Source organism: Nocardia sp. NPDC003693, from assembly GCF_053981095.1.
This window is the reverse complement of the sequence record NZ_JBSFNO010000011.1, coordinates 58,177-81,676: the sequence shown is the minus strand read 5'-3', so window position 1 is coordinate 81,676 and position 23,500 is coordinate 58,177. Positions and strand designations below refer to the sequence as shown.

General features: G+C 71.2%; 20 protein-coding genes. 11 read left to right on the top strand and 9 right to left on the bottom strand.

Annotated features, from left to right (window positions below):
* Nucleotides 1–162: 162 nt before the first annotated feature.
* The 3 genes from ACWDOP_RS14890 (at nt 163) to ACWDOP_RS14880 (ending at nt 3,930) form a co-directional block, all read left to right on the top strand.
* Complete coding sequence (locus tag ACWDOP_RS14890) at nt 163–1,383, top strand: cysteine desulfurase family protein (RefSeq protein WP_456345510.1); 1,221 nt, start codon at nt 163–165, stop codon at nt 1,381–1,383.
* Nucleotides 1,383–2,501, top strand: coding sequence for a tRNA 2-thiouridine(34) synthase MnmA (gene mnmA, locus ACWDOP_RS14885; RefSeq protein WP_456345509.1), 1,119 nt, complete (start codon nt 1,383–1,385; stop codon nt 2,499–2,501). Before ACWDOP_RS14890 ends, mnmA begins: the two co-directional genes overlap by 1 nt.
* A gap of 364 nt (nt 2,502–2,865) precedes the next feature.
* Nucleotides 2,866–3,930, top strand: coding sequence for a methionine synthase (locus ACWDOP_RS14880; protein ID WP_456345508.1), 1,065 nt, complete (start codon nt 2,866–2,868; stop codon nt 3,928–3,930).
* Nucleotides 3,931–4,053: 123 nt separating this feature from the next.
* Here ACWDOP_RS14880 and ACWDOP_RS14875 read toward each other — a convergent pair whose 3' ends face one another.
* The 3 genes from ACWDOP_RS14875 to ACWDOP_RS14865 all read right to left on the bottom strand — a co-directional run bounded on the left by ACWDOP_RS14875 (nt 4,054) and on the right by ACWDOP_RS14865 (nt 6,941).
* Complete coding sequence (locus ACWDOP_RS14875; RefSeq protein WP_456345507.1) at nt 4,054–4,566, bottom strand: hypothetical protein; 513 nt, start codon at nt 4,564–4,566, stop codon at nt 4,054–4,056.
* 65 nt (nt 4,567–4,631) lie between these two features.
* The gene (locus ACWDOP_RS14870; protein WP_454203354.1) at nt 4,632–5,858 is read right to left on the bottom strand and encodes an AAA family ATPase; all 1,227 of its coding nucleotides are present in this window, start codon (nt 5,856–5,858) and stop codon (nt 4,632–4,634) included.
* Between the two features lie 120 nt (nt 5,859–5,978).
* On the bottom strand, nt 5,979–6,941 hold the full coding sequence (locus ACWDOP_RS14865) for an endonuclease/exonuclease/phosphatase family protein (protein ID WP_456345506.1): 963 nt from the start codon (nt 6,939–6,941) through the stop codon (nt 5,979–5,981).
* Nucleotides 6,942–7,216: 275 nt separating this feature from the next.
* Between ACWDOP_RS14865 and ligA the strand changes: the two genes are divergently transcribed.
* On the top strand, nt 7,217–9,295 hold the full coding sequence (gene ligA, locus ACWDOP_RS14860) for an NAD-dependent DNA ligase LigA (protein ID WP_456345505.1): 2,079 nt from the start codon (nt 7,217–7,219) through the stop codon (nt 9,293–9,295).
* A 217-nt stretch (nt 9,296–9,512) separates the two neighbouring features.
* On the top strand, nt 9,513–10,043 hold the full coding sequence (locus ACWDOP_RS14855; RefSeq protein ID WP_454203357.1) for a GNAT family N-acetyltransferase: 531 nt from the start codon (nt 9,513–9,515) through the stop codon (nt 10,041–10,043).
* A gap of 89 nt (nt 10,044–10,132) precedes the next feature.
* On the opposite strand, the gene ACWDOP_RS14850 is transcribed toward ACWDOP_RS14855, so the two are convergent.
* From ACWDOP_RS14850 to ACWDOP_RS14840, 3 genes are all read right to left on the bottom strand, one after another.
* Nucleotides 10,133–10,678, bottom strand: a complete 546-nt coding sequence (locus ACWDOP_RS14850) for a hypothetical protein (protein ID WP_456345504.1) — start codon at nt 10,676–10,678, stop codon at nt 10,133–10,135.
* Nucleotides 10,651–11,079 carry a hypothetical protein gene (locus ACWDOP_RS14845; protein WP_456345503.1) on the bottom strand — a complete coding sequence of 143 codons (429 nt, stop codon included), beginning with the start codon at nt 11,077–11,079 and terminating at the stop codon, nt 10,651–10,653. The genes ACWDOP_RS14850 and ACWDOP_RS14845 overlap by 28 nt, the downstream gene beginning before the upstream one ends.
* A 200-nt stretch (nt 11,080–11,279) precedes the next feature.
* The gene (locus ACWDOP_RS14840; protein WP_354985144.1) at nt 11,280–11,930 is read right to left on the bottom strand and encodes an ACT domain-containing protein; all 651 of its coding nucleotides are present in this window, start codon (nt 11,928–11,930) and stop codon (nt 11,280–11,282) included.
* Between the two features lie 243 nt (nt 11,931–12,173).
* On the opposite strand from ACWDOP_RS14840, the gene gatC reads away from it, so the two are divergent.
* From gatC to ACWDOP_RS14825, 3 genes are all read left to right on the top strand, one after another.
* The gene (gatC, locus tag ACWDOP_RS14835; RefSeq protein ID WP_354985145.1) at nt 12,174–12,473 is read left to right on the top strand and encodes an Asp-tRNA(Asn)/Glu-tRNA(Gln) amidotransferase subunit GatC; all 300 of its coding nucleotides are present in this window, start codon (nt 12,174–12,176) and stop codon (nt 12,471–12,473) included.
* Nucleotides 12,470–13,939 (top strand): Asp-tRNA(Asn)/Glu-tRNA(Gln) amidotransferase subunit GatA, encoded by a 1,470-nt coding sequence (gene gatA / locus ACWDOP_RS14830; protein ID WP_456345502.1) that lies wholly within the window; start codon nt 12,470–12,472, stop codon nt 13,937–13,939. Before gatC ends, gatA begins: the two co-directional genes overlap by 4 nt.
* Nucleotides 13,940–14,072: 133 nt before the next feature.
* Nucleotides 14,073–16,037, top strand: a complete 1,965-nt coding sequence (locus tag ACWDOP_RS14825) for an ADP-ribosylglycohydrolase family protein (RefSeq protein ID WP_456345501.1) — start codon at nt 14,073–14,075, stop codon at nt 16,035–16,037.
* Between the two features lie 147 nt (nt 16,038–16,184).
* Here the strand turns inward: ACWDOP_RS14825 and ACWDOP_RS14820 are convergent, their stop codons facing one another.
* A complete protein-coding gene (locus ACWDOP_RS14820) occupies nt 16,185–17,465 on the bottom strand; it encodes an alpha/beta-hydrolase family protein (protein WP_456345500.1) in 1,281 nt (426 codons plus the stop codon).
* A 182-nt stretch (nt 17,466–17,647) separates the two neighbouring features.
* The gene (locus ACWDOP_RS14815) at nt 17,648–18,544 is read right to left on the bottom strand and encodes a hypothetical protein (protein WP_456345499.1); all 897 of its coding nucleotides are present in this window, start codon (nt 18,542–18,544) and stop codon (nt 17,648–17,650) included.
* Nucleotides 18,545–18,711: 167 nt separating this feature from the next.
* On the opposite strand from ACWDOP_RS14815, the gene ACWDOP_RS14810 reads away from it, so the two are divergent.
* From ACWDOP_RS14810 to ACWDOP_RS14800, 3 genes are all read left to right on the top strand, one after another.
* Nucleotides 18,712–19,932 carry a sensor histidine kinase gene (locus tag ACWDOP_RS14810; protein ID WP_456345498.1) on the top strand — a complete coding sequence of 407 codons (1,221 nt, stop codon included), beginning with the start codon at nt 18,712–18,714 and terminating at the stop codon, nt 19,930–19,932.
* 177 nt (nt 19,933–20,109) lie between these two features.
* The gene (locus ACWDOP_RS14805; RefSeq protein ID WP_354985152.1) at nt 20,110–20,769 is read left to right on the top strand and encodes a response regulator transcription factor; all 660 of its coding nucleotides are present in this window, start codon (nt 20,110–20,112) and stop codon (nt 20,767–20,769) included.
* 72 nt (nt 20,770–20,841) lie between these two features.
* The gene (locus tag ACWDOP_RS14800) at nt 20,842–23,061 is read left to right on the top strand and encodes a protein kinase domain-containing protein (protein WP_456345497.1); all 2,220 of its coding nucleotides are present in this window, start codon (nt 20,842–20,844) and stop codon (nt 23,059–23,061) included.
* Between the two features lie 23 nt (nt 23,062–23,084).
* Here the strand turns inward: ACWDOP_RS14800 and ACWDOP_RS14795 are convergent, their stop codons facing one another.
* Nucleotides 23,085–23,261, bottom strand: a complete 177-nt coding sequence (locus tag ACWDOP_RS14795) for a hypothetical protein (protein ID WP_456345496.1) — start codon at nt 23,259–23,261, stop codon at nt 23,085–23,087.
* Nucleotides 23,262–23,500: the final 239 nt, after the last annotated feature.

Here is a 23,500-nt window from a genome sequence, read left to right as displayed (position 1 = left end):
CGACCGCCCGCGCGGACCCGGCCGGAGGGGCGGCGCAAGCCCCGATTGTGGTTGTCTTGCTGCTGTGCGGGTCGACGTGGCGGAGGTATCGGGGTGGGGTTGTGGTGCCGGCGGGTACGGCGGGAATATCGGCGAGACGGCGGCGGCTATCCTTTATCAGTCATGAAGTCGGCTTTCCCGGGGTCCATCGGTGCCCAGACGGTCTACCTCGATCACGCGGCCACTACTCCCATGTTCCCGGTCGCCGTCGAGGCGATGACCGCTGTGCTCGGGTCGGGCGGTAACGCCTCGTCGCTGCACGGGTCGGGGCGCGCGGCGCGGCGGCTGCTCGAGGAAGCGCGCGAATCCATCGCGGCGGGACTCGGCGCCCGGCCCTCGGAAGTGATCTTCACATCCGGCGGGACCGAGAGCGACAACCTCGCGGTCAAGGGGATCTACTGGGCCCGGCGGGACGCCGATCCCCGGCGCACCCGGATCCTGGCGAGTTCGGTCGAGCATCACGCGGTGATCGACACCGTGGAATGGCTCGAGGCGCACGAGGGCGCGAGCGTCACCTGGCTCGAGGCCGACGCCGACGGCATCATCACCCCGCGCGTGCTGCGCGAAGCGCTCGCCGCGCACGCCGACGAGGTGGCGCTGGTGAGCATCATGTGGGCCAACAACGAGGTCGGCACGATTCAGCCGATCCTCGACTTGGCCGCCGTGGCACAGGAATTCGACGTGCCCATGCACAGCGACGCGGTCCAGGCGGCGGCGCAGCTCCCCATCGATTTCGGCCGCAGTGGTTTGGCCGCCGCGAGTTTCGCCGGCCACAAGGTCGGCGGGCCGCACGGGGTCGGCGTGCTGCTGCTGGGCCGTCAGGTCACCGCGGTGCCGCTGCTGCACGGCGGCGGGCACGAACGCGACGTGCGTTCGGGCACCTCCGACGTGCCCGCGGCGGTGGGGCTCGCGGCGGCTGTCAGCGAGACCGTCGCCGGAATGACCGTTCGCACGGTCGAATTGGAGCGGCTGCGGGATCGGCTCATCGACGGCGTCCGGGCCCTGGTGCCCGACGCCATCCTCAACGGCGCGACCGGCGAGCGACGCCTGCCGGGCAACGCCCACTTCACGTTCCCCGGCTGCGAGGGCGATTCGCTGCTCATGCTGCTGGACGCCGCCGGGATCGAATGCTCGACCGGATCGGCCTGCAACGCCGGTGTCGCCGGACCCAGCCATGTGCTGCTCGCCATGGGTGTGGAACCGCGGCTGGCGCGCGGGTCGCTGCGATTCACCTTGGGACACAACTCGACCGACGCCGATATCGACGCCGCGCTGGCCGCGCTGCCGCAGGTCGTCGAAAGGGCGAAGGCGGCCGGCATGGCCGGGGCGAAAGGAGGCTTCTGATGCGAGTACTTGCCGCGATGAGTGGTGGTGTGGATTCCGCGGTCGCGGCCGCCCGCGCCGTGGACGCCGGACACGAGGTGGTGGGCGTGCACCTGGCGCTGTCCGCCTCGCCGGGCACGCTGCGCACCGGATCGCGCGGTTGCTGCTCCAAGGAGGACGCCGGTGACGCCCGCCGGGCCGCCGACGTGCTCGGAATCCCGTTCTACGTCTGGGATTTCGCCGACCGCTTCAAGGAAGACGTCATCGACGACTTCGTCGCCGCGTACGCCGCGGGGGAGACCCCGAACCCGTGCCTGCGCTGCAACGAGAAGATCAAGTTCTCGGCGCTGGCCGATCGCGCGGTCGCCCTCGGCTTCGACGCCGTGGTGACCGGGCACTACGCGCGGCTCGAGGACGGCGTGCTGCGCCGCGCGGTGGACGCGGACAAGGATCAGTCGTACGTGCTCGCGGTGCTCACCGCGGATCAGCTTTCGCGCGCGATGTTCCCGGTCGGCGACACCCCGAAGCCGGCGATTCGCGAGGAGGCCGCCGAGCGCGGGCTCGCGGTCGCGAACAAGCCGGACAGTCACGACATCTGCTTCATTCCCTCGGGCGACACCCAGGCGTTCCTGGGCGCGAAGATCGGCATCCGCCCCGGCGCCGTGCTCGACGCGGACGGCACCAAGCTCGGCGAGCACAAGGGCGTGCACGAGTTCACCATCGGCCAGCGCAAGGGCCTGGGTCTGCCCGGTCCCGCCGCCGACGGCAAGCCGCGCTACGTCACCGGCATCGATCCCGACTCCGGCGTCGTGACCGTCGGCTCGGCGCAGGACCTCGAGGTCTGGACCGTGCTGGCCGACCGCGCGATCTGGACCTCCGGGGAGACCCCGGACGGCCCGGTCGAGTGCGTGGCCCAGGTCCGCGCCCACGGCGGCACCGCCCCCGCGGTGGCCGAACCCGACGGCGACGGCCTGGTGGTCCGCCTGCGCGAGCCCCTCACCGGCGTGGCCCGCGGCCAGGCCGTGGTCCTCTACCGCCCGGACACTGACGGTGACGAGGTCCTCGGCAGCGGCACGATCTCCGGCACCGATCGCGAACGGCATTCGTACGCGGGGGAATTGGTCGCCGACAAGGCGTAGCCGGGAGTCGGGTCGACCGCGGGGCCGCCGCGAGTTGGGCGGCGTCGTGACCGCGCCGTACCGCGTGTGAACGGACATGTTCGCCGCCCGGTCCCGTGCCCGCGCTCGACCGGCACGAAATTCGTCCACCCGGGGTCTCTCCGGCCGCGCATTTGGCCGGGATTCATGTCCTGAGCACAATGGACCGCGGCCGCGCGGCGCGAACAGGCGGAACGGGAGCGCTGTGAGTACGGGTCCGGCGGCTGTTCTCCGAAATAGCGTGCCCGGTCCGTCGCACGGATGCGGGCCTGTGCGAAGGTTCGCGTAGTCGTCACCGGGCGGCTGCGAAATATCGGGTACGACCGAGTGAACGGTGGTGGCGCGGATGAGTGACGTCGACGACGGGGTTTCGGTGCTGCGCGGCGGCATCGCGACCGGCATGGGCTCCTGGCCCGGCGTCGACGCGCGCGAGTCCGCCGCGACCGTGGTCGGGGAACTCGGCGGCCTGCCGCATCTGGTGGAGCTGCCCGCCCGGGGCGTCGGGGCCGACATGATCGGCCGGGTGTCGCCGCTGCTGGTGGACATGCGCTTCGACGGCACCACGCGCGGGTACAAGCTCGCGGTCCGGCCGGGCGCGGTGGCGCGGCGCGCGCACGATCTCCTGCGTGAGGATCTGGACCGGCTCGAAGAAGCCTGGGAGACAGCGGGTCTCGCGGGCGCCGGGCGAACGGTCAAACTCCAGGTCACCGGTCCGCTCACATTGGCGGCGGAGGTGGAGCTGCCGCACGGGCACCGGGTGCTCACCGATTCCGGTGCGGTGCGCGATCTTTCGGAGTCGCTCACCGAGGGCCTCGCGCGCCACGTCGCCGAGGTCGAGAAGCGGCTCGGCGCGAAAGTTCTGCTCCAGCTGGACGAACCGCTGCTGAGCCGGGTGCTGGACGGCACCCTGCGCGGGGTCAGCGTCCTGAACACCGTGCGCGCCGTCCCCGAACCGGAGGCGCTGCACATTCTCGACACGGTCATCACCGCCCAGCCCGGACCGGTTCTGCTGCACAGCTGTTCGTCGACCCCGGCGCTCGGCTTCCTGCGCAAGACCGCGGCCGCCGGCGTCGCCTTCGACATGGCCGCGATCGGCGTTTCCGACCTCGACCGCATCGGCGAATTGCTCGACGACGGCAGGCATCTGGTGCTCGGCCTGGTCCCGACCACGCCGCCCGAGGTCCCGATCACCTGGCGCGATGTCGCCGAACCCGGTGTGCGCCTGATGGATCGCCTCGGCTTCTCCCGCCGCCTGCTCGCCGACCAGATCCTGGTCTCACCCGCCTGCGGTCTCGCCGGTGCGTCGCTGGACTGGGCCCGCAAGGCCCTGACCCTGGCGACCGAGACGGCGGCGGTCTACGCCGACGAGCCCGAGTCCCTCGACTTCACCGACCCGGTACCGACTCGCTGATCGACCGCACAGGATCACCGGCACCCTGAACGTAGTCGCCGACGGACGAATCGTCGGCGCGCGCCGACGTCGGCTGGACACCGGTTCGGCAGCGCCGGCGAGCCGCACCCCGCCGGTCGGGCCTCAGTACCGCTGGTCGCCCGGCTGGTCGGGCTTGCGGAACGGGTCCTGGCCCGGCTGATCGGGTTTGCCGAGCGGGTCCTGACCGGGCCCGCCGACCGGGCCCTGGTTCAGCTGCTCGTGCTGCGGGAAGCCCTGCTGACCCGGCCCCTGCTGCTCCCGCGACTGCTTGGACCCGAAGTACGGCCGCGCCCCCGGATGCGCGATGGACCAGCTGTCCGGCTTCCCCGCCGGGTACACGACCGCGATCTGATCGCCGATCGAGGGCCACTGCGCGGTATCCCAGGCGAATCGCCCGTACACCTCGTGCGCGACCACCGACGGTCCCGAAATGGTCCCGGTGAGCGTGACGTACTGCTCCCCGGTCACCTGCGGATGCGGACTGACCCCGTGGACGTACAACGTCCCCTCTTCGGCGTTCGCCCCCAGCGGCGCGCCGTCCCGCGCCCGCCGGTAGTACATGAGCGACGCGACGAGCACACCAACGAGCAACACGACGAACGCAAGCTCCAGCATGAACCCCATGCTAGGCCCCTCGATGTCCGTTTCCGGACCCCGCCCCGCAGGCGCGGGCGTCTACCTCACTGCGGAGTGAGGTCCGTGATCCCGAACTCCCCGCGCCGCAACTGCCACACCGTCGTCCGCTTGCTCTGCGACCGCCCGTTCCCTCGATCGATCAGGCTGCGGTTCGCGGTCGTGAACACCAGTTGCGCGCCCTGGGTGTTCGTCTCCGGATTCTGGAACAGCTGGATCAGGCGATCCGCCACCTCGGGGGTCAGGTGCGCGTCGATGTCGTCGACCGCGAGGACACCGCCCGCGTCCAGGGCGTCGAGCATCGGCGGCAGCAGCCGCAGCATCGACAGCGTCGCGCTGGACTCGTCGGTGATGTCGAACGCCGTCTCGATCCCCTCGTGGGACAGCCCGAGGCCCACCCCGCGCCGCGCGACCATGCGCGAGTACAGCGCGTCGCGCGCGGCGTACAGGTTGGCCAGCTCGCGCCGCAGCAGCGTCACCGTGATGCCGTGCTCGAGGAACATCTCCTCGGCGTAATTGGCCGAGATGGTGCAGTTCTCGACCTCCTTGGTGGTGGCGGCGATATCGGTGTCCAGATCCCGCAGGTAATCCGCGTACATGGGATCGTCCTCGGGCAGCAGCAGATCGGTGATGCCGAGATCGGCCCCGCGCAACAGCGTCAGCAACCGCATGGCGTGCTCGGTGGAGCGCGAGATGTGCGCGCCGACCCGATGCGCGATGTCGCTCGGATCCGGTTGCCCCACCTGCACTTCCAGCAGCGACTGGAACCATCGGTAGGCCGGGACCAGCGGTTCGGCGTACAGCTGCCCGGACAGGCTGAGCAGCAGGGCATTCGGCCGCACCAGCGGCACCACCGCGCCCAGCCCGTAGCGGGCGGCCTCGAACATGGGCCCGATGCGGATGTCGTCGCCGTGCCGGTCGAAGACCACGCGCTTGCGGTTGTGCGGATGCGAGTGCAGCCATTCCGCGCTCACATCGGCGTTGTCGAGTTTGAACCCGTAGGTATAGGGGCATCCCTCGGCGACGAAGTGCGCCACGAATTCCGAAGGGCGGTCCGCGAATCCGAGATGCGGGGTCCGGACGGGCCCGGAGAACGGGTCCCACCCGGTGACCGAGTTCAGCACCGCGTCACGCATGCGGTCCAGGGCGTCGACCAGCCCGGTCTTGCCGGTGGCGGCCGCACCGTATACGGCGGTGACCGGGGCGGCAACCGGGCCATTGCCGCGGGTGAGTCGCAGCTCCTGCGGCTCGGCGAGGGATCGGTGGTTCGTCACCTGAAAACTGCGCAACACCCTGGTCATCCTGCCGGTAGCGGGCCCGAAATGCGACTCTCACCTTTCGGACAACCGTCCCGGTGAACACGACACACCGGCGCGAGTCCGCGACACACCGGATTAACGGGGCTCCAGATGGATTCGAGCCACGAGCGCGCGGTGATCCGCGCCCGGCAACTCGACGGTTTCCACCGCCGCCGCACGCGCCCCGGAGAGCAGGATGTGGTCGATGCCTACCAGCGGCGGCCAGGGCTTGTCGGTCGGATAGGTGCGCAGGTAGCCGGCTCCGGTCTGTTCGGCGGCGTCGGCGTAGCGGCCGGAAACCATTGCGCGATACTGCGCGTGGTTGTAAGTGGCGTTCAGATCGCCGCCCGCGATGACGGGCCGGCTGGCCGGCGCCGCGTCGAGGATGACGCGCAGCCGGGTCAGCTCGTCGGCCCAGACCTCGGTGCCGTAGACCGGCGGGACGGGGTGCAGGGCGAACACGGTCACCGGGCCGATCCCGGGCAGGGTCGCGGTCGCCGAGAGCTGATTGAGGATGTAGCCGTCGTACTCGACGGTGTCGGTGAGCGGATACGCGCTCCAGATCCCGGTTCCGGCAGCGGTTTTCGCGGGGGAGACGTACCTGTGCGGCAGCAGCCGATCCAGCCCCGCCCGTTCGAGGTCCGCGATCGCGGGCGCGGTGAGTTCGTTGACGGTCAGCAGCGTGACGTTCCGCTTCCGGACCTGTTCGACCAGCACCCCCGGATCCGCCCCGTCGAACAGCAGATTCGCCTGCATGACCGTGATCTCGGGCCCCTCACCCGCCGGATCGCCGGCGAACAGCGGAACCTGTGTCGCCACGGCGACACCCAGCACCGCGACCGCGATTCCGGCTCCGGCCCAGCGCCGCGCGATCCCGAACACCGCCGCGCCCACCAGCGCGCAACCCATCAGATACGGCGCGAGCGAGGCCGCGAGCACCAGCGGCTGGGCGTCGGATCGACTGAAGTGCACACCGATTCCGAGCGCCCCGGCCGCCACCGCGCCCCACCCGAGCACCTCGGCGGCGATGCGCACACCCTTGGATTTCGCGAACTTCACCGATGTCTTCGACCCCACGGACTCCACGCCGACAGCCAACACGACACCGGGCCGCCCGGCCAGCCGCGAGTTCCGCTGTCTTCGCGCCCGCGGTCGGAACACCGCCGTCGCGCGACCGCGAAATCGCGCCCGCGAGAGCCGAATACGGACCCGGGCACCGGGGCTGGGCGACCCGCCGCCGGCCGCGAACAGGCTCCGAAATTCTTCGAAAAATGCGCCCCGACGTGCGGGAATGTCGCACGAACCTGTCGGTGGCCTGGACTATCGTAGGGGTTGTGAGCGAATCGGAAATCGAGATCACCCCGGCGAGTGGCGACGAGCGCGTGCAGTGGCAGCAACTGGCCGAGCAGGTGCGCGATCACCAGTTCCGGTACTACGTCCGGGACGCACCCACCATCTCCGACGGCCAGTTCGACGAGCTCTTCCAGCGCCTGAGCGCGCTCGAGGAGGCTCATCCGGATCTGCGCACCCCGGATTCCCCGACCCAGGTCGTCGGCGGCGGTTTCACCACCGAGTTCGCGCCGGTCGATCACCTCGAGCGCATGTACTCGCTCGACAACGTCTTCAACGAAGAGGAGATGCGCGCCTGGGTGGCGCGCGTGGAGACCGAGACCGGCGCGGACACGCACTTCGTGTGCGAGGTCAAGATCGACGGCGTCGCCCTCAACCTCGTCTACGAGAACGGCAGGCTGGTGCGCGGCGCGACCCGCGGCGACGGCACGACCGGTGAGGACGTCACCCTCAACGCCCGCACCATCGACGACATCCCGCACACGCTGACCGGCACCGCCGAGTTCCCCGTCCCCGAACTGCTCGAGGTGCGCGGCGAGGCGTACATGACGCTCGAGGACTTCGCGAACCTGAACGCCTCGATCGTCGCGGAAGGCAAAGCGCCGTACGCCAATCCGCGCAACACCGCCGCCGGGTCGCTGCGGCAGAAGGATCCGGCGGTCACCGCGCGCCGCCGGCTGCGCATGATCTGCCACGGCTTCGGCAGGCTGGTGGGCTTCACCGCGGCCTCCCAGCACGAGGCGTACCGGGCGCTGGCGGCCTGGGGCCTGCCGGTGTCCGCGCACACGGTACGGGTCCAGGGCGTGCAGGCGGTGCTGGACCGCGTCGCCTACTGGGGTGTGCACCGGCACGACATCGAGCACGAAATCGACGGTCAGGTCGTCAAAGTCGACGATTTCGCGCTGCAGCGCCGGCTCGGCGCGACCTCGCGCGCGCCGCGCTGGGCCATCGCCTACAAGTACCCGCCCGAGGAGGTGACGACCAAGCTCCTGGACATCCAGGTGAACGTCGGGCGCACCGGGCGGGTGACGCCGTTCGCGGTCATGGCCCCGGTCACCGTCGCGGGCTCCACCGTCTCGATGGCCACCCTGCACAATGCCTCCGAGGTCAAGCGCAAGGGCGTGCTGATCGGCGACACCGTCACCATTCGCAAGGCCGGCGACGTGATTCCCGAGGTGCTCGGCCCGGTGGTCGACGCCCGCACCGGGGACGAACGCGAGTTCGTCATGCCGACCCTGTGCCCGGAGTGCGGTACCGAACTGGCCCCGGCCAAGGAGGGCGACGCCGACATCCGCTGCCCGAACCAGAGGTTCTGCCCCGCCCAGTTGCGCGAGCGCGTCTACCACGTGGCCGGGCGCGGCGCGTTCGACATCGAGGCGCTCGGCTACGAGGCCGCGGTCGATCTGCTGAAGTCCGGCGCGATCGGCGACGAGGGCGACCTGTTCGATCTGGACGAAGCCAAACTGCTGACCACCTCGCTGTTCACCAACAACAGCGGCACGCTGTCGCAGAACGGCAAACGGCTGCTGCAGAACCTGGAGTCGGCCAAGGACCGCCCGCTGTGGCGGGTGCTGGTGGCGCTGTCGATCCGGCACGTAGGGCCAACGGCCGCACGGGCATTGGCGTCGGCGTTCGGCAGCATGGAGCGCATCCAGGAGGCCACGGCCGAGGAACTCGCCGCCGTGGACGGTGTCGGCCCCACGATCGCCACCGCGCTCGAGGAGTGGCTGACGGTCCCGTGGCACCTCGACATCGTCGACAAGTGGCGCGCCGCCGGCGTGCGGATGGCGGACGAGCGCGACGAGTCGATCACCCGGAACCTCGAGGGCCTGTCGATCGTGGTGACGGGTTCGCTCGTGGACTTCACCCGCGACGGCGCGAAGGAGGCGATCCTGGTCCGCGGCGGCAAGGCCGCGGGCTCGGTGTCGAAGAAGACCGCCTTCGTGGTGATCGGCGACGCCCCCGGCTCCAAGGCCGCCAAGGCCGAGGAACTGGGCGTGCCCATCCTCGACGAGGAAGGCTTCAAGCGCCTGCTCGACGGCGGCCCCGAAGCGGTCGCGTGATCGCTCGGTAGCCCACCGGTCCCGTAGCGCCGGTTGGCACCCGCCGGTCGCGTGGCACCAGCCCATCTCGCGATTCCCGCTCGGTGCCTCCACCGTGCGGGAATCGATTCCCGACACCGCCGCGTTGTCGCCGGTGGCGTTCGTGGTCGAATCGGGTGCGGCGCTCGTCGGTGGGGGGTCGGCGTTCGGAATCGGTGAGGTGGACGGAGTGGTGAGCATGGGTGCACGGAACGGCGTCGTCGAGATCCGCGACGCGCGGGCCGGGGAGTACGACGCGGTCGGCCGGGTCACGGTCGACACCTACGTGGGTGAGGGCTTCATCAACCCGGCCAGCGCGTACGTCGCCGAGCTCGCCGACACGCCCGCGCGTGCCCGGGCCGCGCAGATCCTGGTCGCGGTGCACGAGGGCGAGATCGTCGGCTCGCTGACCGTGGCCCGCCCCGGCACCGCGTTCGCCGACATCGCCCGGCCCGGCGAGCTGGAGTTCCGCATGCTCGCCGTCGCCAAGGCCGCGCGCGGGCTCGGGGTCGGGACCGCGCTGGTGGACGCGGTCTTCGAGATCGCCCGCGCCGAGGGTTTCGATGCGGTGGTGCTGACCACCATGCCCGCCATGGTCGATGCCCGGCGCATGTACGACCGCATCGGGTTCGCCCATGTGCCGGAACGGGATTGGTTCACCATGGCGGGCCTCCCACTGACCGTGATGCGGTTCGCGATCGGGCCCGATCAGGCCGCGTCGCCCGCGTAGCACGACCCGGCCCTGCCTCGGATCGATCGGGCCGGGCAGCTGACCGGGCGATCCGGCCGACCGCTCTCCCGGCGCGAGACCGTGCTGCCTCAGGCCATGTTGCCGTCGTTGCACGAACTGGTGCTGCGCCAGGTCTCTGCGGGCCGCACCGAATCCGGCCCGCTCGCGGCGAACGCCCACTGCGAGATCGGCGCGGCCGCCTTCCAGAGCATCCGCCCGTCGGGCAGGCGCACCACCTGGTAGACGTCGTCGGTGCCGGGGATCAGCTGGTAGCCCACGCAGTAGTCGTTGTAGCTCGTGCCGGGTTGCCGTGCGCCCGCGCTGAATCGGCCCTGCGGCGCGCCGGACGCGCCGGGATTGGCGACCGTGCTCGACGCTCCGGGAGCGGCCGTGCGGAACCAGTACGGCGCGCCGGCCTGGCTGCCGCAGCGGTAGGCGTCGCCACCCGCGACGACCGTCGCGCCGGAGCGGTAGGCCGCGCCGTCCCACAGGCAGGTCCGGTCGGGTTCGGGGGCGATGCCGCGGGCCTGCGCGGTCGCGCCGGTGAAAGGCAGTGCGGCGGTGGCCAATGCGCCGATGACGAGGGGTCCGAGTAGTCGTCGCACGATCAGCACCAGCTCGCCTGCGGGCGGCACACGGCCCAGCCGGTGCCGTCCGCGTTACCGGTGGGCGTCCAGGTGGCCGCGCCGGTGCCGTCGGCGGGCGTGCGCGGGGCGGGCCGCTGCCGCGCGTGATAGTCGCGCAGCGCGTCCTGATGCTGCCCCTGCGCCAGGGAGCCCGGGTCGGTGTGCCCGTAGCCGAACGGGTCGATGGCGTGCGCGCCGGTGGTGTCCCGCCCGCCGGGACCGGACCCGGCGGGCGCCTGGCGATTGGCCGCGGCGCCGGAGTTGCCCGGGGAAACATCGCCCCGGGACAGGGATTCGGCGCCAGCCGCGCCCGCGGTGATGGTCGCGGCGGCGGCCGCGCCGATCAGGTGCGCCACGGTCAGCGAGAATCGCCGGGCGCGGGGTGTCGAGGGTGATCGGTACTGTTGCATGGGCGTCGTTGCCTCTCTCGATCGTCGACTCTTCTACGTAGCTAGATAGTAGATAATCTACGTAGCCCGATAGTAGGAAGAGTCTGAGAATCGGCTGGGCGTTTCCGGCACCCGCGCGAAAAGACCTGTCGCGCACAGCAAAACGCGCCGGTATGAATGACCTCACACCGGCGCGCGAAAGAGAAGGGGGAAGCGGCGACTCAGCCCAGAACGGTAGCCACTATCCCGGCGAGATAGCCCAGGCGCGCGACCTCCGAGGGCCGGAAATCCGGCCCGCCCGGGCGGCCCAGCAGCAGCACCTTGCCCGTGTTGCCCAGCGGCGCGGCCGCCAGCTTGGTATCCATGTCGCTCCACAGCTGCGGCACCCAGTCCGCTTCACCGTCGAGCGCGGCGGGCTTCTCCAGCGGCATCCAGGGCACGTTGGCGGCCTGCGTGGACGGCGCGCTCTGGCTGCCCACCACCCGGAACGCACCCGAAGGGCCCATGTCGATGATCGTGCTCCAGCCCACGCGCAGCACCCGGGGCACACCGTCGACCAGCACCTGCAGCCGGTCGTCCCGGGCATTGGCGACCTGGTCGATGAGCTCGAGCTCGCGGTGGGTGTCGAGCATGCCCGAGTACGGGCGTAGCGAATCCACCTGAACGTCGTGCAGCGACTCGGCCGCGGTGATCAGTGTGTCCGGGAGGGCGCCCGTCGGAACCTCGACCACTATGTCGTCGATCGCGAAACCGTCACCGCGTTCGACGACATCCAGGGAGAGGATATCGGCGCCTACGGAACCCAGTGCGAGGGCGAGTGAGCCGAGACTGCCTGGACGATCCGGAAGTTGCACGCGAAGCAAATAGGACACGTGCCTTCCTTTCTTTCCTGTGCGACCGAAACTTTCGGACGGGTACCCGAGTCCCGCAATATTTACACCCTCCATCGCTGGTTATCGAATCGAAGCGAGGTGAGTGATGTGGGTCACTTTCGGATCGGTTACCTATCGACCGTATCCCAGTATGCCGACAGCCTGTGGCCGACGGCCAGTCACGAGTCGCTAGGCTGTCCTCGGCCGAATCTCTCGCCCGAACCTGCCGAAAGGGGTCCCGCGGTGCCCGCCATCTCCAGGGACGAGGTCGCACACCTCGCCCGGTTGTCCAGGCTTGCCTTGACCGATGACGAACTCGATCTGTACGCCGGTCAGCTGGATGTCATCCTGACCCACGTGGCGTCCATCTCCGAGGTCGCCGCTGCTGATGTCCCCGCCACCGCGTCCCCGAATCCGGCGACCAATGTGACGCGCCCGGATGTGGTGCAGCCCAGTCTGACTCCGGAGCAGGCCCTGGCGGCCGCACCGGCCGTCGAGGAGCAGCGCTTCCTGGTTCCGCAGATTCTGGGAGAGGGCGAATGACCGACCTGACCAAGCTGGACGCGTCCGCGCTGGCCGAGAAGATCCACGCGCGCGAGGTCTCCTCGGTCGAGGTGACCGAGGCGCACATCGCCCGGATCGCCGAGGTCGACGGCGAGATCAACGCCTTCCTGCACGTGGCCGGTGAGCAGGCGCTGCTGGCCGCCGCCGAGGTGGACCGCGCGATCGCCGGCGGCGAGGTGGCCTCCGCGCTGGCGGGTGTTCCCTTGGCGCTCAAGGACGTTTTCACGACCACGGACATGCCCACCACCTGTGGATCGAAGATCCTCGAGGGCTGGGTCTCCCCGTACGACGCCACCCTGACCACCAAGCTGCGCGCGGCGGGCATCCCGATCCTCGGCAAGACCAACATGGACGAGTTCGCGATGGGCTCCTCCACCGAGAACTCCGCGTACGGCCCGACCCGAAACCCGTGGGACACCACCCGTATTCCGGGCGGCTCCGGCGGCGGCTCGGCCGCGGCCCTGGCCTCGTACCAGGCCCCGCTGGCCATCGGCACCGACACCGGCGGCTCGATCCGCCAGCCCGCCGCGGTCACCGCGACCGTCGGCACCAAGCCCACCTACGGCACGGTCTCGCGGTACGGCCTGGTCGCGTGCGCGTCCTCGCTCGATCAGGGCGGGCCCTGCGGTCGCACCGTGCTGGACACCGCGCTGCTGCACGAGGTCATCGCCGGGTACGACCCGCGCGACTCCACCTCGCGCAACGTGCCGGTCGCGCCCGTGGTCGCCGCCGCTCGCCAGGGCATGACGGGCGATCTGACCGGCGTGAAGGTCGGCGTCGTCAAGGAACTGCACTCCGACAGCTACCAGCCCGGCGTCATCGCGTCCTTCGACGCGGCCGTGGCCCAGCTGAAGGATCTCGGGGCCGAGGTCATCGAGGTGTCCTGCCCGAACTTCGAGCACGCGCTCGCGGCCTACTACCTGGTCATGCCGTCGGAGGTGTCGTCCAACCTGGCGCGCTTCGACGCCATGCGGTACGGCCTGCGCGCCGGGGACGACGGCACGCACAGCGCCGACCAGGTCATGTCGCTCAGCCGCGAGGCCGGGTTCGGCCCGGAGGTCAAGCGCCGCATCATGATCGGCACCTACGCGCTGTCGGCGGGCTACTACGACGCCTACTACGGTCAGGCGCTCAAGGTCCGCACCCTCATCGCGCGCGACTTCGACCGCGCGTACGAGACCGTCGACGTGCTCGTGTCCCCGACCAGCCCGTTCACCCCGTGGAAGCTGGGCGAGAAGGTCAACGACCCGCTCGCCATGTACCTCTCGGACCTGTGCACCCTGCCCACCAACCTGGCCGGGCACTGCGGCATGTCGGTGCCGTCGGGCCTCAGCGCCGACGACGGGCTGCCGGTGGGTCTGCAGATCATGGCCCCGGCGCTGGCCGACGATCGGCTGTACCGGGTCGGCGCGGCGTACGAGCTGGCGCGCGGCCCCATCGCCTGAGGCAGGGAGCCCGAGCCACAACCGCTGTAACCGCACCTCTTTCGTTTCGCGTCCTGGGCGTGTCACGAAAGGGGTGCGGTCCGTTGCCGACCCGGTAGGCTCCACCATGTTCTAGCGGTGGAGGAAATTGGGGATGTTGCGGCCGGGTGAGATCTTCGCGGGCTATTCGATCGAACGCGAAGTCGGTCGCGGCGGAATGGGTTCGGTGTACTCGGCCCGGCATCCGCGCCTGCCCAAGCTCATCGCGCTGAAGCTGCTGCACCGGAATCTGTTCGGCAACCCCGACACTCGCGCGCGCTTCGAACGCGAAGCCGATGTGGTGGCGCTGCTCGACCATCCCAACATCGTCAACGTCTACGACCGCGGCGTCGAGGACGAGCAGCTGTGGATCGCCATGCAGTACGTCGACGGCACCGACTGCATGGCCCTGGACGCGCGCACCCTGGCCCCGGAGCGCGCGCTCGACATCATCACCCAGACCGGCGCGGCGCTGGACTACGCGCATCTGCGCGGCGTGCTGCACCGGGATGTGAAGCCCGCCAACATCCTGCTGTCGGCCTCGGCGGGCGCGGGCACCGGATTCGGCGAGCGCGTGGTGCTGAGCGACTTCGGGATCGCCCGGGTGCTGGACGATCCGGTGGTGCTGACCCAGACCGGAATGCTCAACGCCACACTGGCATTCGCCTCGCCCGAGCAGCTCACCAACGCCAAGCTGGGACCGCGCTCGGACCAGTACTCGCTGGCCTGCACGCTGTTTCGCATGCTGACCGGACGCGGGCCGTTCGACTCGGCACACATCGGGACCGTGGTCATCGGGCACATCCAGCAGCCGCCGCCCGCGGCGAGTTCCTTCCGGCCGGAGCTGCCGCAGGCCGTGGACGCGGTGCTGCGCCGGGCCCTGGCCAAGGATCCGCAGGATCGGTACCGCTCGTGCGTGGAGTTCGCCGAAGCGGTGGGGCGCGCGCTGAGCGCGCCGCAGGAGCCGCGGGTGGCGGCGGCCGCGGGAGCCAAACGGCCGTCCTTCGAGGTGGTGCACGGCTGTCTGCTCGGCGGTGCGGTCGGGGACGCGCTCGGCGCGCCGGTCGAATCGATGCCGCTGCCGGATATCCTGCGGCGCTACGGGTCTCGCGGGGTGACGGGGGAGAAGGACTCCTACAAGGGCCGCATCTCGGACGAGACGCAGCTGACGCTGTTCACGGTCGAGGCGCTGATTCGCGGCGCGATTCGCGAGCGCGCGGGCAGCAGCGGGGTCACGATGTCCGGGCTGGTGCAGATGGGACTGCTGTCCTGGCTGCGCGGGCAGGGCGTGCCGGTGCCCGAACAGCCCGATCCGCTCGGCAGCGCGCTGACCAGGTATCCGGAACTGATGACCTACCGGGGGCCGACCCACGCCACCACCTCGGCCATGCAGTCCGCGGCGCAGCGGCTGGAACCGCGCTCACCGCTGGGCACCCGGGCGCGGCCGATCAACGACTCCAAGGGGTGCGCGGCCGTGGTGCGCTCCGCGCCGTTCGGCTTCACCCACTCGCTGAGCTACGCCTTCGAATCGGCCTGCGACGCCGCGGCGTTGACGCACGGCAATCCGAGCGGCTGGCTGCCCGCCGGGGCCTTCGCGGGGATCATCTTCGGCCTGTCCTGCGGACTGGACCTGCGCATGTCGGTGGAGCTGGCCGCGAGCGAGCTGACCCGCTACGAAGGACACGAGGAAACCGCCGACGGCCTCGCCACGGCCCTGCGCGTGGCCGAGGCGAGCACCCGCCGGGGCGGGCCCATGCCGGACCCCGACATGCTCGAATCGCTCGGCTACGGCGTCATCGGGCCCGACGCGCTGGCCATCGCCGTGTGCGCGGCCCTGTGCGCGGAGATCATCGGCGGGACCGGTGAACAGATCTTCCGCAACGGAGTTCTGCTGTCGGTCAACCACTCCGGGGACAGCGACTCGATCGGCGCCATCTGCGGCGCGCTGCTCGGCGCGCGTCTGGGCGCGCGCGCCGTGCCCGAGCACTGGCGGCGCCGCCTGGACGCGGCGGCGGTGATCGAGCGCCTCTCGACGGATTTGTGCCGGGAACTCGGGCCGCAGCCGGACCAGCCGAACTGACGCCCGCGCCGCCGCGCTCGGGACCGAGATCAGAACGGCACCGGCTACACCGTGACCGCGGCGGCGGGGTCGCGGTCACCGTGATCGGCGGTGGGCTGAACCGTGCGGTATGGCGGGTGTGTGCGCTCCCGCCGGTTCCGTGTGCTGTCAGCAGGACCCGAGTGCGGTGCCCTGATCGAGGCCGTAGCGGTGGCCGTGGCCGGGCGGGGCGTCGAGCGCGGCGAGCAGGTCCGCGCTGGTCTGCAGGAAGCTCAGCACCGGGATCCAGGGCGGGACAGGGGCATCCGGCCGGGTGCCGGTGAGATCCGGTGCGCGCCAGAGCAGGGCGGGGGAGAAGTGCACGACCGGGTCCGAGGCGTTCGCCAGGACCGTGGCGCCCGCGCGGTGGGCGGCGTTGGCGGGCGGACCCGCCCACAATGCGGCGCAGGTGCGATCGTCCTGCTCGGCGTCGCTGCCGAAGATCGCGCTGCCGCCGACCGCGCCCAGGCTCTGGCCGTAGACGTAGAGCTTCGGCGGGTGTGCCAGTCGCGAGATCCGTTCCTCGACAGCGTCGAACAGTGTGCGCGCCGAGTCCTCGGCCGCCGCCCGCCCGAACAGGAACGTGGCCCAACTCGGCGCGTTCGAGTACTGCACGCCCACCAGGGCCACGTCCCCGCCGAAGCGTTCGTCCAGCCCCTTCGCCGCGTCGCCGTCGATCCATCCGGAACCGGTGGGCACGGTCACCACCACGTGTCCCCGCTGAAAACCGCCGGACCGCTCCAACTCCCGAACGGCCAGTGCCACACGCTCGTTCACGCTGCCCGCCGACTCGAGCCCGACGTACACCCGGACCGCTCGCGCGGGCGTTCCCGCCACGAACCGGCGTCCCTGCGCTCCCAGTGAGGGCCACGAGGCCGCCGACACCGGACTCCCCGACCGGGTCGGCGAATCGGGCTGCACCACACCGGGATCCACGGCGGCATTGGCGGCGGCGTAGCTCGCCTGCCGCCACTCCACGATCGCGGGCACCATCATGAACTGGGTCAGCAGCGTCAGCGCTCCGGCACCCGCGAGGCTGCGCAGCCGCCCCAATCGCCGCACCAGCCGGCGCAATCCGGCCCACAGCCCGACGACGACCCCGACGATGATCACGGACTCCAGCAACCACAGCCCCCAGTAGCCGGGCCCGATCGCCGCCACGCCCATGACCCCGCGCAACCGGTTCTGCCAGTGCTCGGCCCGCGCGACGGCGGCCGCGACCGCGAGCACGGTCACCGCCAGGACCGGCGATCGCCATCGCCGCCACCGCGCCGCGTCGAACCCGAAGCGCCGCAGCCCGATCCGCACCACCCCGGCCCCCGCCAACCCGAGCACGACCAGCATCGAGGTGACGATCGCCTGCGCCGACGCCGTCCGCGGCAACAGCCCCGGGGCCAACGACCCCAGCACCCCCGCCCCGACTCCCGCCGTGACACTCAACCGCGGCGCGACGATCCGCCGCCACACCCTCGACGTCGTGCGGACCGGCGGGTGCGAGTGGGATGGGCGTTCGGGCGGTGGGGCATCGGTCGAGGGGGAGCGGGGTGTGGTTGGGGAGCCGAATTCGGTTGCGGGGCGGGGGCGCTGGATCGTCATTCGGAGTCCTCCGGGGTGGTGGAGCGGGTGCGGTTCCGGCGGGTGATCCGGGTGGCGATCGCCGCGGCCGTGCCGAGGCCGGTGACGAACAGGGCGATGCCGGCGGCGGGGGAGAGCGGGCCGGACGCGCGGTCGAAGGGGGACGCCTCGTGGACCGGGACGCCGTAGTCCTGGCGGATCGAGTTCAGGTCCACGAACGTGGCGGCCACGTCGGCCATGAACTCGCAGCGGGTGCGGGACAGGGTGTCCGGGCGGGCGGCGCAGGAGTCGTGCATGCGCTCGTCGAGGGCGGTGTCCAGTGCCTGGCGGGCCCAGGGGCCGAGGGGCTGGCCGTGGTCGCCCGCGTAGCGGAGCAGGTCGTAGCCGAGATCGTGTGCCCTACAGGCCAACTCGAACTCGGCGGGCAGCGGGACGGGGGAGGAGCAGCCGCCCTCGGGGTTGACCAGCAGGCCCGATTCGATGGCGGGCCGGTACCCCGCCGCCGCGGCGAAGTCGGCGGGCACGGCCAGGGCGTCGGGGGTGACGGCGTTGGCGGCCAGGACGGCGGTCCGGGCGCCGGCGTTCTCGGTGCGCGGGGGCGTGGCGGACGCGGCGGAGGTGCTCGGGGCGAAGACCACCGCGACGGAGAACAGCAGGGCGCTCGCGCCGGCGAGCAGCGCGGCCCGGCGCAGCGGACCGTGCGCGCGGCTGTCGTCGGGGTGCGCCGGGGCGCGCCTGCCGGGCGCTGGCGCCTCGCGGGGCATCGGATCGTGCGCGGGCGTCGTGGTGCCGACCGCAGCCGTCATCACGGCGGCCTCGCCCGGTGCGGTGCGGGCGGTCGATTCGGGCGCGGACCGGGTGTGCTCGGAGTCCCGGCGGGGTGCGGAGCCCGGGGTGTTCGGGAACGCTCTCATGGGGAACGACGCTAGGAATCACGGTCTGAGCGGGGCTTCACGCCAGAGGGCGGTTCCGGTGTGGGCGGTGCGGGGTAGCGAGGGCCCGGCCCGGTACCGGGGTAGGGGGTGGTGATTGGACCCTCGGTATGAGGCGCCGGCCGGATCGGTTCTCTACCGTCGACGTCATGGTCGGTACTTTGGCGAAAAAGAATCGCCGCTCGCTGATGTCGCGCTACTGGTTCGATGCGTCGGTCGTGGCGGTCGCGCTCATCCTGCTGTCGATAGCGTGGCCGACCCTGCACGTCACGCATCGCGTACCCATCGCGGCCATGCCGTTCATCGCCGGGTTCGCCGCGTTCCCCATCCTGCTGGTGCGCGTCAATCCGGCCCTGGGATGGGCGGTTTCGGCCGGTTCGGCCCTGCTGATCGCGCTGGCGGTGCCGCATCAGCCGGGCAGCGACATCCCGTTCCAGGTCGTGCACATCCTGACGCTGTTCGCTCTGGTGTTCGCGGTCGCGGTGCGGTCGCCGCTGCAGATCGTCGGCGTCGCGTGGATATCCACCTCGCTGCTGTTCGCCACCACCATGGCCCAGGCCGGGGACAGCTTCGCCGAAGCGGGGTTCGGCTGGCCCATCGCCATCTCCGGCCTGGTGGTCTTCGGCCTGCTCATCCGCTGGGTCGTGGTCTCGCGCCAGGCCCTGGTCCGGCAGGAGGAGGAGACCGAGCTCGAACGGGCCCGGCGCGCCATCCTCGAGGAGAAGGCCCGCATCGCGCGCGACCTGCACGACGTGGTCGCGCACCACATGTCCATGGTCGTGGTGCAGGCCCAGACCGCGCCCTACCGCATCGACGGTCTCTCGCCCGCCGCCCGCGAGGAGTTCGAGTCGATCGGCACCGGGGCCCGCGCCGCGCTGAACGAGATTCGCGGCCTGCTCGGCGTGCTGCGCAGCGACGGCCAGCTCCCCGAACACGCGCCGCAACCCGCCGCCGCCGATGTCGCGACCCTGCTCGAGGGCGCCCAGCGCGCCGGGGTGCCGCTCACCTGGAGCGTGGAGGGCGGCCTCGATACGGTCCCGGAGACCACCGGTCTCGCCCTCTACCGCATCCTGCAGGAGTCACTGGCCAACGCCTCCCGCCACGCGCCCGGCGCTCCGGTCTGGGTGCGCATCACCACCTCGTCCGACCTGACCCTGGCGGTCACCAACGGCCCCGCCGTCGGCGCTCGCGTCACCGACCTCACCGGCACCCCGGGCAGCGGCATCACCGGTATGCAGGCCCGCGCCACGGCCGTGGGCGGAGACCTGGTCGCCGCACCCCGCCCGGACGGCGGCTTCGAGGTCCGAGCCCAGCTCCCCCTGCCCGCCACGGCCCTCGCCACCGACCCGGTGACGGCCCTGGGCGTGTGACGGTCCCGGTCGCCGCTCCGGAGCCCGGTGGCTACCTGTCCCGAGCGGGCCGCTCTCCCTCCTCCCGTGAACCGGGAGTTCCCGGACACTCCGGGAGCCAGGGGGTGCGAAGCTGCGGTGCCGGGCACTCACGCACGCCCGGCGTGGCAGACTCGTTGGCGTGCGTGAGGTGCGGCAGTGGCCATAACGGTGTTGATCGCCGACGATCAGGCGATGGTGCGAGCGGGATTCGGGGCGCTGCTGGGCGCGCAGCCCGATATCAGCGTGGTGGGTGACGCGCCCGACGGCAAAACCGCTGTGGCGGAAGCGAAACGGTTGCGCCCCGACGTGGTGCTCATGGACGTGCGCATGCCGGAGATGAACGGCCTGGACGCCGCGCGCGCGATCCTGGCGGCCGGGTTCGATCCGCCGGTGCGGGTGCTCATGCTCACCACCTTCGACATCGACGACTACGTGTACGAGGCGCTGGGCATCGGCGCCAGCGGGTTCCTGCTCAAGGACGCCCCCGCCGAGGAATTGGTGCGCGCGGTCCGCGTGGTCGCCGCGGGCGACGCGCTGCTCGCCCCCACGGTCACCCGCCGGCTCATCGCCGATGTCACCAAGCGGCGCAATCGCCGTACGCCCGCGCCCGCGCTATCGGTCTTGACGCCTCGCGAACGCGAAGTACTGGAGTTGGTGGCACGGGGTATGTCCAATGTCGAGATAGCGGAGAGCCTGTTCGTCGCCGAGCAGACCGTGAAGACCCATGTGTCGAAGGTTTTCGCCAAACTCAACCTGCGTGATCGGGCGCAGGCGGTGGTGCTGGCCTATGAATCGGGACTGGTCACACCGGGCTGAGACGGCCGGTCGCGGCGGCGCCGCGCGCGGTACGCTCACGGACTCGTACGTCACCGGAAGGGGGTCGGCACAGTGTTGAACAGCGGTGACGTGTTCGCCGGTTTCACCATTGAACGACTGCTCGGACAGGGCGGCATGGGGTCGGTGTATCTGGCCCGGCACCCCCGGCTGGGGCGGCTGACCGCGCTCAAGCTGCTGAACCGGGAACTGTTCGCCGACCGCGAGATTCGTGCCCGGTTCGAACGCGAGGCCGATCTGGTCGCGCAGCTGGATCACCCCAATATCGTCGAGGTCTACGATCGCGGCTCGGAGAACGAGCAGCTGTGGATCTCCATGCAGTACGTCGACGGGGTCGACGCCGCGAGCGTGAACGTCACCCAGCTGCCGCCCGAGCGGGCGGTGCAGATCATCGAAGGTGTCGCAGCCGCACTGGATTACGCCAACAGCATGGGCGTCCTGCACCGGGATGTGAAGCCCGCCAACATCATTCTCGCCCGCGCGGTGGCGGGGCACGGGGAACGGGTGTTCCTCAGCGATTTCGGCATCGCCCGACTGCGTGAGGATTCCACCCACCTCACCCAGGCCGGGATGTTCACCGCCACCCTGGCCTACGCCTCGCCCGAGCAGATGACGGGCGCGCCCCTCGACCACGCCACCGACCAGTACTCCCTGGCCTGTGCCCTGTACTGGCTCCTTATCGGCATGGGCCCCTACGACTCTCCCCATCCCACCGAACTGATCCGCGGCCACCTCCAGCTCCTGCCGCCCCCCGTCTCCCTGCGCCGCCCCGGCCTCACCACCGCCATGGACGCCGTCCTCACCCGGGCGATGGCCAAACGCCCCACCGACCGCTTCCCCACCAGCACCGATTTCGCGAAGGCCGCCCGCCGCGCCCTGGCCGCCCCCGGCACCCCCGTCCCGCCCTACCTCGGCCCCGTCTACGCGCCCGCGCCCCCCGCCTACCCCGCCCAACCTCCCGCCTACGCCCCCTACCCCCCGCCCTACAACTACCCCGCGCCCCCCAATCCCCAGTCCCCCCAGGCATATCCGCCGCCTCCCGCCTACCCCGCCCTGGTCCCCGCCCCCACCCCGGCCCAGCCCGCCCTCCCGCCCGGCCCCGCCGCGTACGCGCCGTCCTCCCAGCCGGTGGGCCAGCCCCCGCAGCCCCCCGGCCAGGTCCCGTATCCCGCGGGCCAGCCCCCGCAGCCCGCGGGCCCCGGCCCCCAACCTGCCGGGTATGCCGAACAGCCCGCCGCCCACGCGCCCCACCCCGGCGCACCCGCGGGACCCCAAGTGCCTCAGCCGAATTCCGACGATCAGCGCACGGACCTGCTCGCCCGCCCGGATTCTCACACACCCCCTCGCCATCCAGCCCAGGGAGAACACTCTCCGGCCGCTGTCTCGCTGTCTTCGGCCGTTGCCGGGCAGGTCACGGATGCCATCCTCCACGCGGACCCGCCCTCGTCCTCCGATCACACCGCGGATCCCGCGTCCCCGCCCGGCGCGGCCTCCCGACCGGATCCAGTCGACCCGGTCGTCCGTTCCACGGCTCCCGCCGTATCGGACGTGTCCACCGGTGCTGAAGCCGCCGATGCGCAGCGGGACCGGGACACTGATTCGGCAGGTCGACCGGAATCAGTGGGCTCCGGCCGGACCGCACGCCCCGAACAGTCCCTCTATCCCGATGTGTCACTGCGAAATCCGAGTTCGGGAGCGTTCGTGCCCTCCGCCGGAGTCGGTGCGGCGGCCGGACGTTTCGATCGTGAACGCGCCAGAGCCCTGGATTCCGACGCGGACTCCGCGCGGGAGGACGGCGAACCGACATCTTCCGAGACAGCGTCGGGCGGAAGCGTTTCGGAGCACGTCGCCGATCATTCAGAGGCAGAACCGGACTCGGCTGGCCTCCTGTCCGATGCGGGCGCGGGTACGGTGGAGCCCGACGCAGCGGAAGCCGATTCTGGCCCGGTTCTGCGCGAGTCCGACCCTCCGCACGGCGAAATCGCTTCGACCCCTGTGGATTTCGTCCCGGGGGTGGCCGAGTTCGGCACAGCCGACCCACAGCACGCCCCGCCCGGCGCTTCGCCCCCCGAGTACGGCTCTCACCCGCCAGGCGGTGCGTACGGCTCCCCGCAACCCGGCCATTTCACGCCCAACGGCGCTCCGCCGCAGGCCGATGCGGGGTGGCGGGCCGAGGTCGACCGCGCACAGGTGAACGCCCTGGTGGTGTCCGGACTCGCGGTCCTGGTGCTCGCCCTGATGCTGCTGATCCTCGCCGTGATGGTGCTCGGCTAGCCGGCGATCGGCCGCTGTCCGGCTCAGATCGTTTGCAGGGGGCGGGGATCGCCTCGTGGGACCGACCGGGCGCGGGGGAGCACCCGGCACTCGGGCTCGGCGCAGTGCCGGTGGATCTGTTCCGCTTCGCGCGCCAGATCCGGGGGCAGATCGCCCGGATCGGTGGTGCAGTCGAAGATCAACATCACGGGCCCGGTCATGACGTCCCTCCGTCGGTGCGCGGCGCGCGCTCCGGTCGTGCGGTGGGTGCGCCCGGCTCGGGGACGAGTGGGTCCGAATTCAGGGCTCCGGCTCTCACCGGGCGCGACTCCAGTTCAGCACCGCCCGCACCGATCGGCAACGACACTGCGGGCGGGGGCGGAAACTTTCCCAAAGCGCCAGGTCAGCATTCATAACGCATGGGAGCATCGTTCACAGTGACCGAAAACCGCCTTCGTGG

What these genes read in the sequence shown, in the direction of transcription:
- ACWDOP_RS14875 (WP_456345507.1), bottom strand. Translation starts at nt 4,566, where the DNA reads ATGCTGGAGCTTGCGTTCGTCGTGTTGCTCGTTGGTGTGCTCGTCGCG.
- ACWDOP_RS14795 (WP_456345496.1), bottom strand. Translation starts at nt 23,261, where the DNA reads ATGACCGGGCCCGTGATGTTGATCTTCGACTGCACCACCGATCCGGGC.
- gatA (WP_456345502.1), top strand. Translation starts at nt 12,470, where the DNA reads ATGACCGACCTGACCAAGCTGGACGCGTCCGCGCTGGCCGAGAAGATC.
- ACWDOP_RS14855 (WP_454203357.1), top strand. Translation starts at nt 9,513, where the DNA reads ATGGGTGCACGGAACGGCGTCGTCGAGATCCGCGACGCGCGGGCCGGG.
- ACWDOP_RS14825 (WP_456345501.1), top strand. Translation starts at nt 14,073, where the DNA reads ATGTTGCGGCCGGGTGAGATCTTCGCGGGCTATTCGATCGAACGCGAA.
- ACWDOP_RS14815 (WP_456345499.1), bottom strand. Translation starts at nt 18,544, where the DNA reads ATGAGAGCGTTCCCGAACACCCCGGGCTCCGCACCCCGCCGGGACTCC.
- ACWDOP_RS14810 (WP_456345498.1), top strand. Translation starts at nt 18,712, where the DNA reads ATGGTCGGTACTTTGGCGAAAAAGAATCGCCGCTCGCTGATGTCGCGC.
- ACWDOP_RS14845 (WP_456345503.1), bottom strand. Translation starts at nt 11,079, where the DNA reads ATGCAACAGTACCGATCACCCTCGACACCCCGCGCCCGGCGATTCTCG.
- ACWDOP_RS14880 (WP_456345508.1), top strand. Translation starts at nt 2,866, where the DNA reads ATGAGTGACGTCGACGACGGGGTTTCGGTGCTGCGCGGCGGCATCGCG.
- mnmA (WP_456345509.1), top strand. Translation starts at nt 1,383, where the DNA reads ATGCGAGTACTTGCCGCGATGAGTGGTGGTGTGGATTCCGCGGTCGCG.
- ACWDOP_RS14890 (WP_456345510.1), top strand. Translation starts at nt 163, where the DNA reads ATGAAGTCGGCTTTCCCGGGGTCCATCGGTGCCCAGACGGTCTACCTC.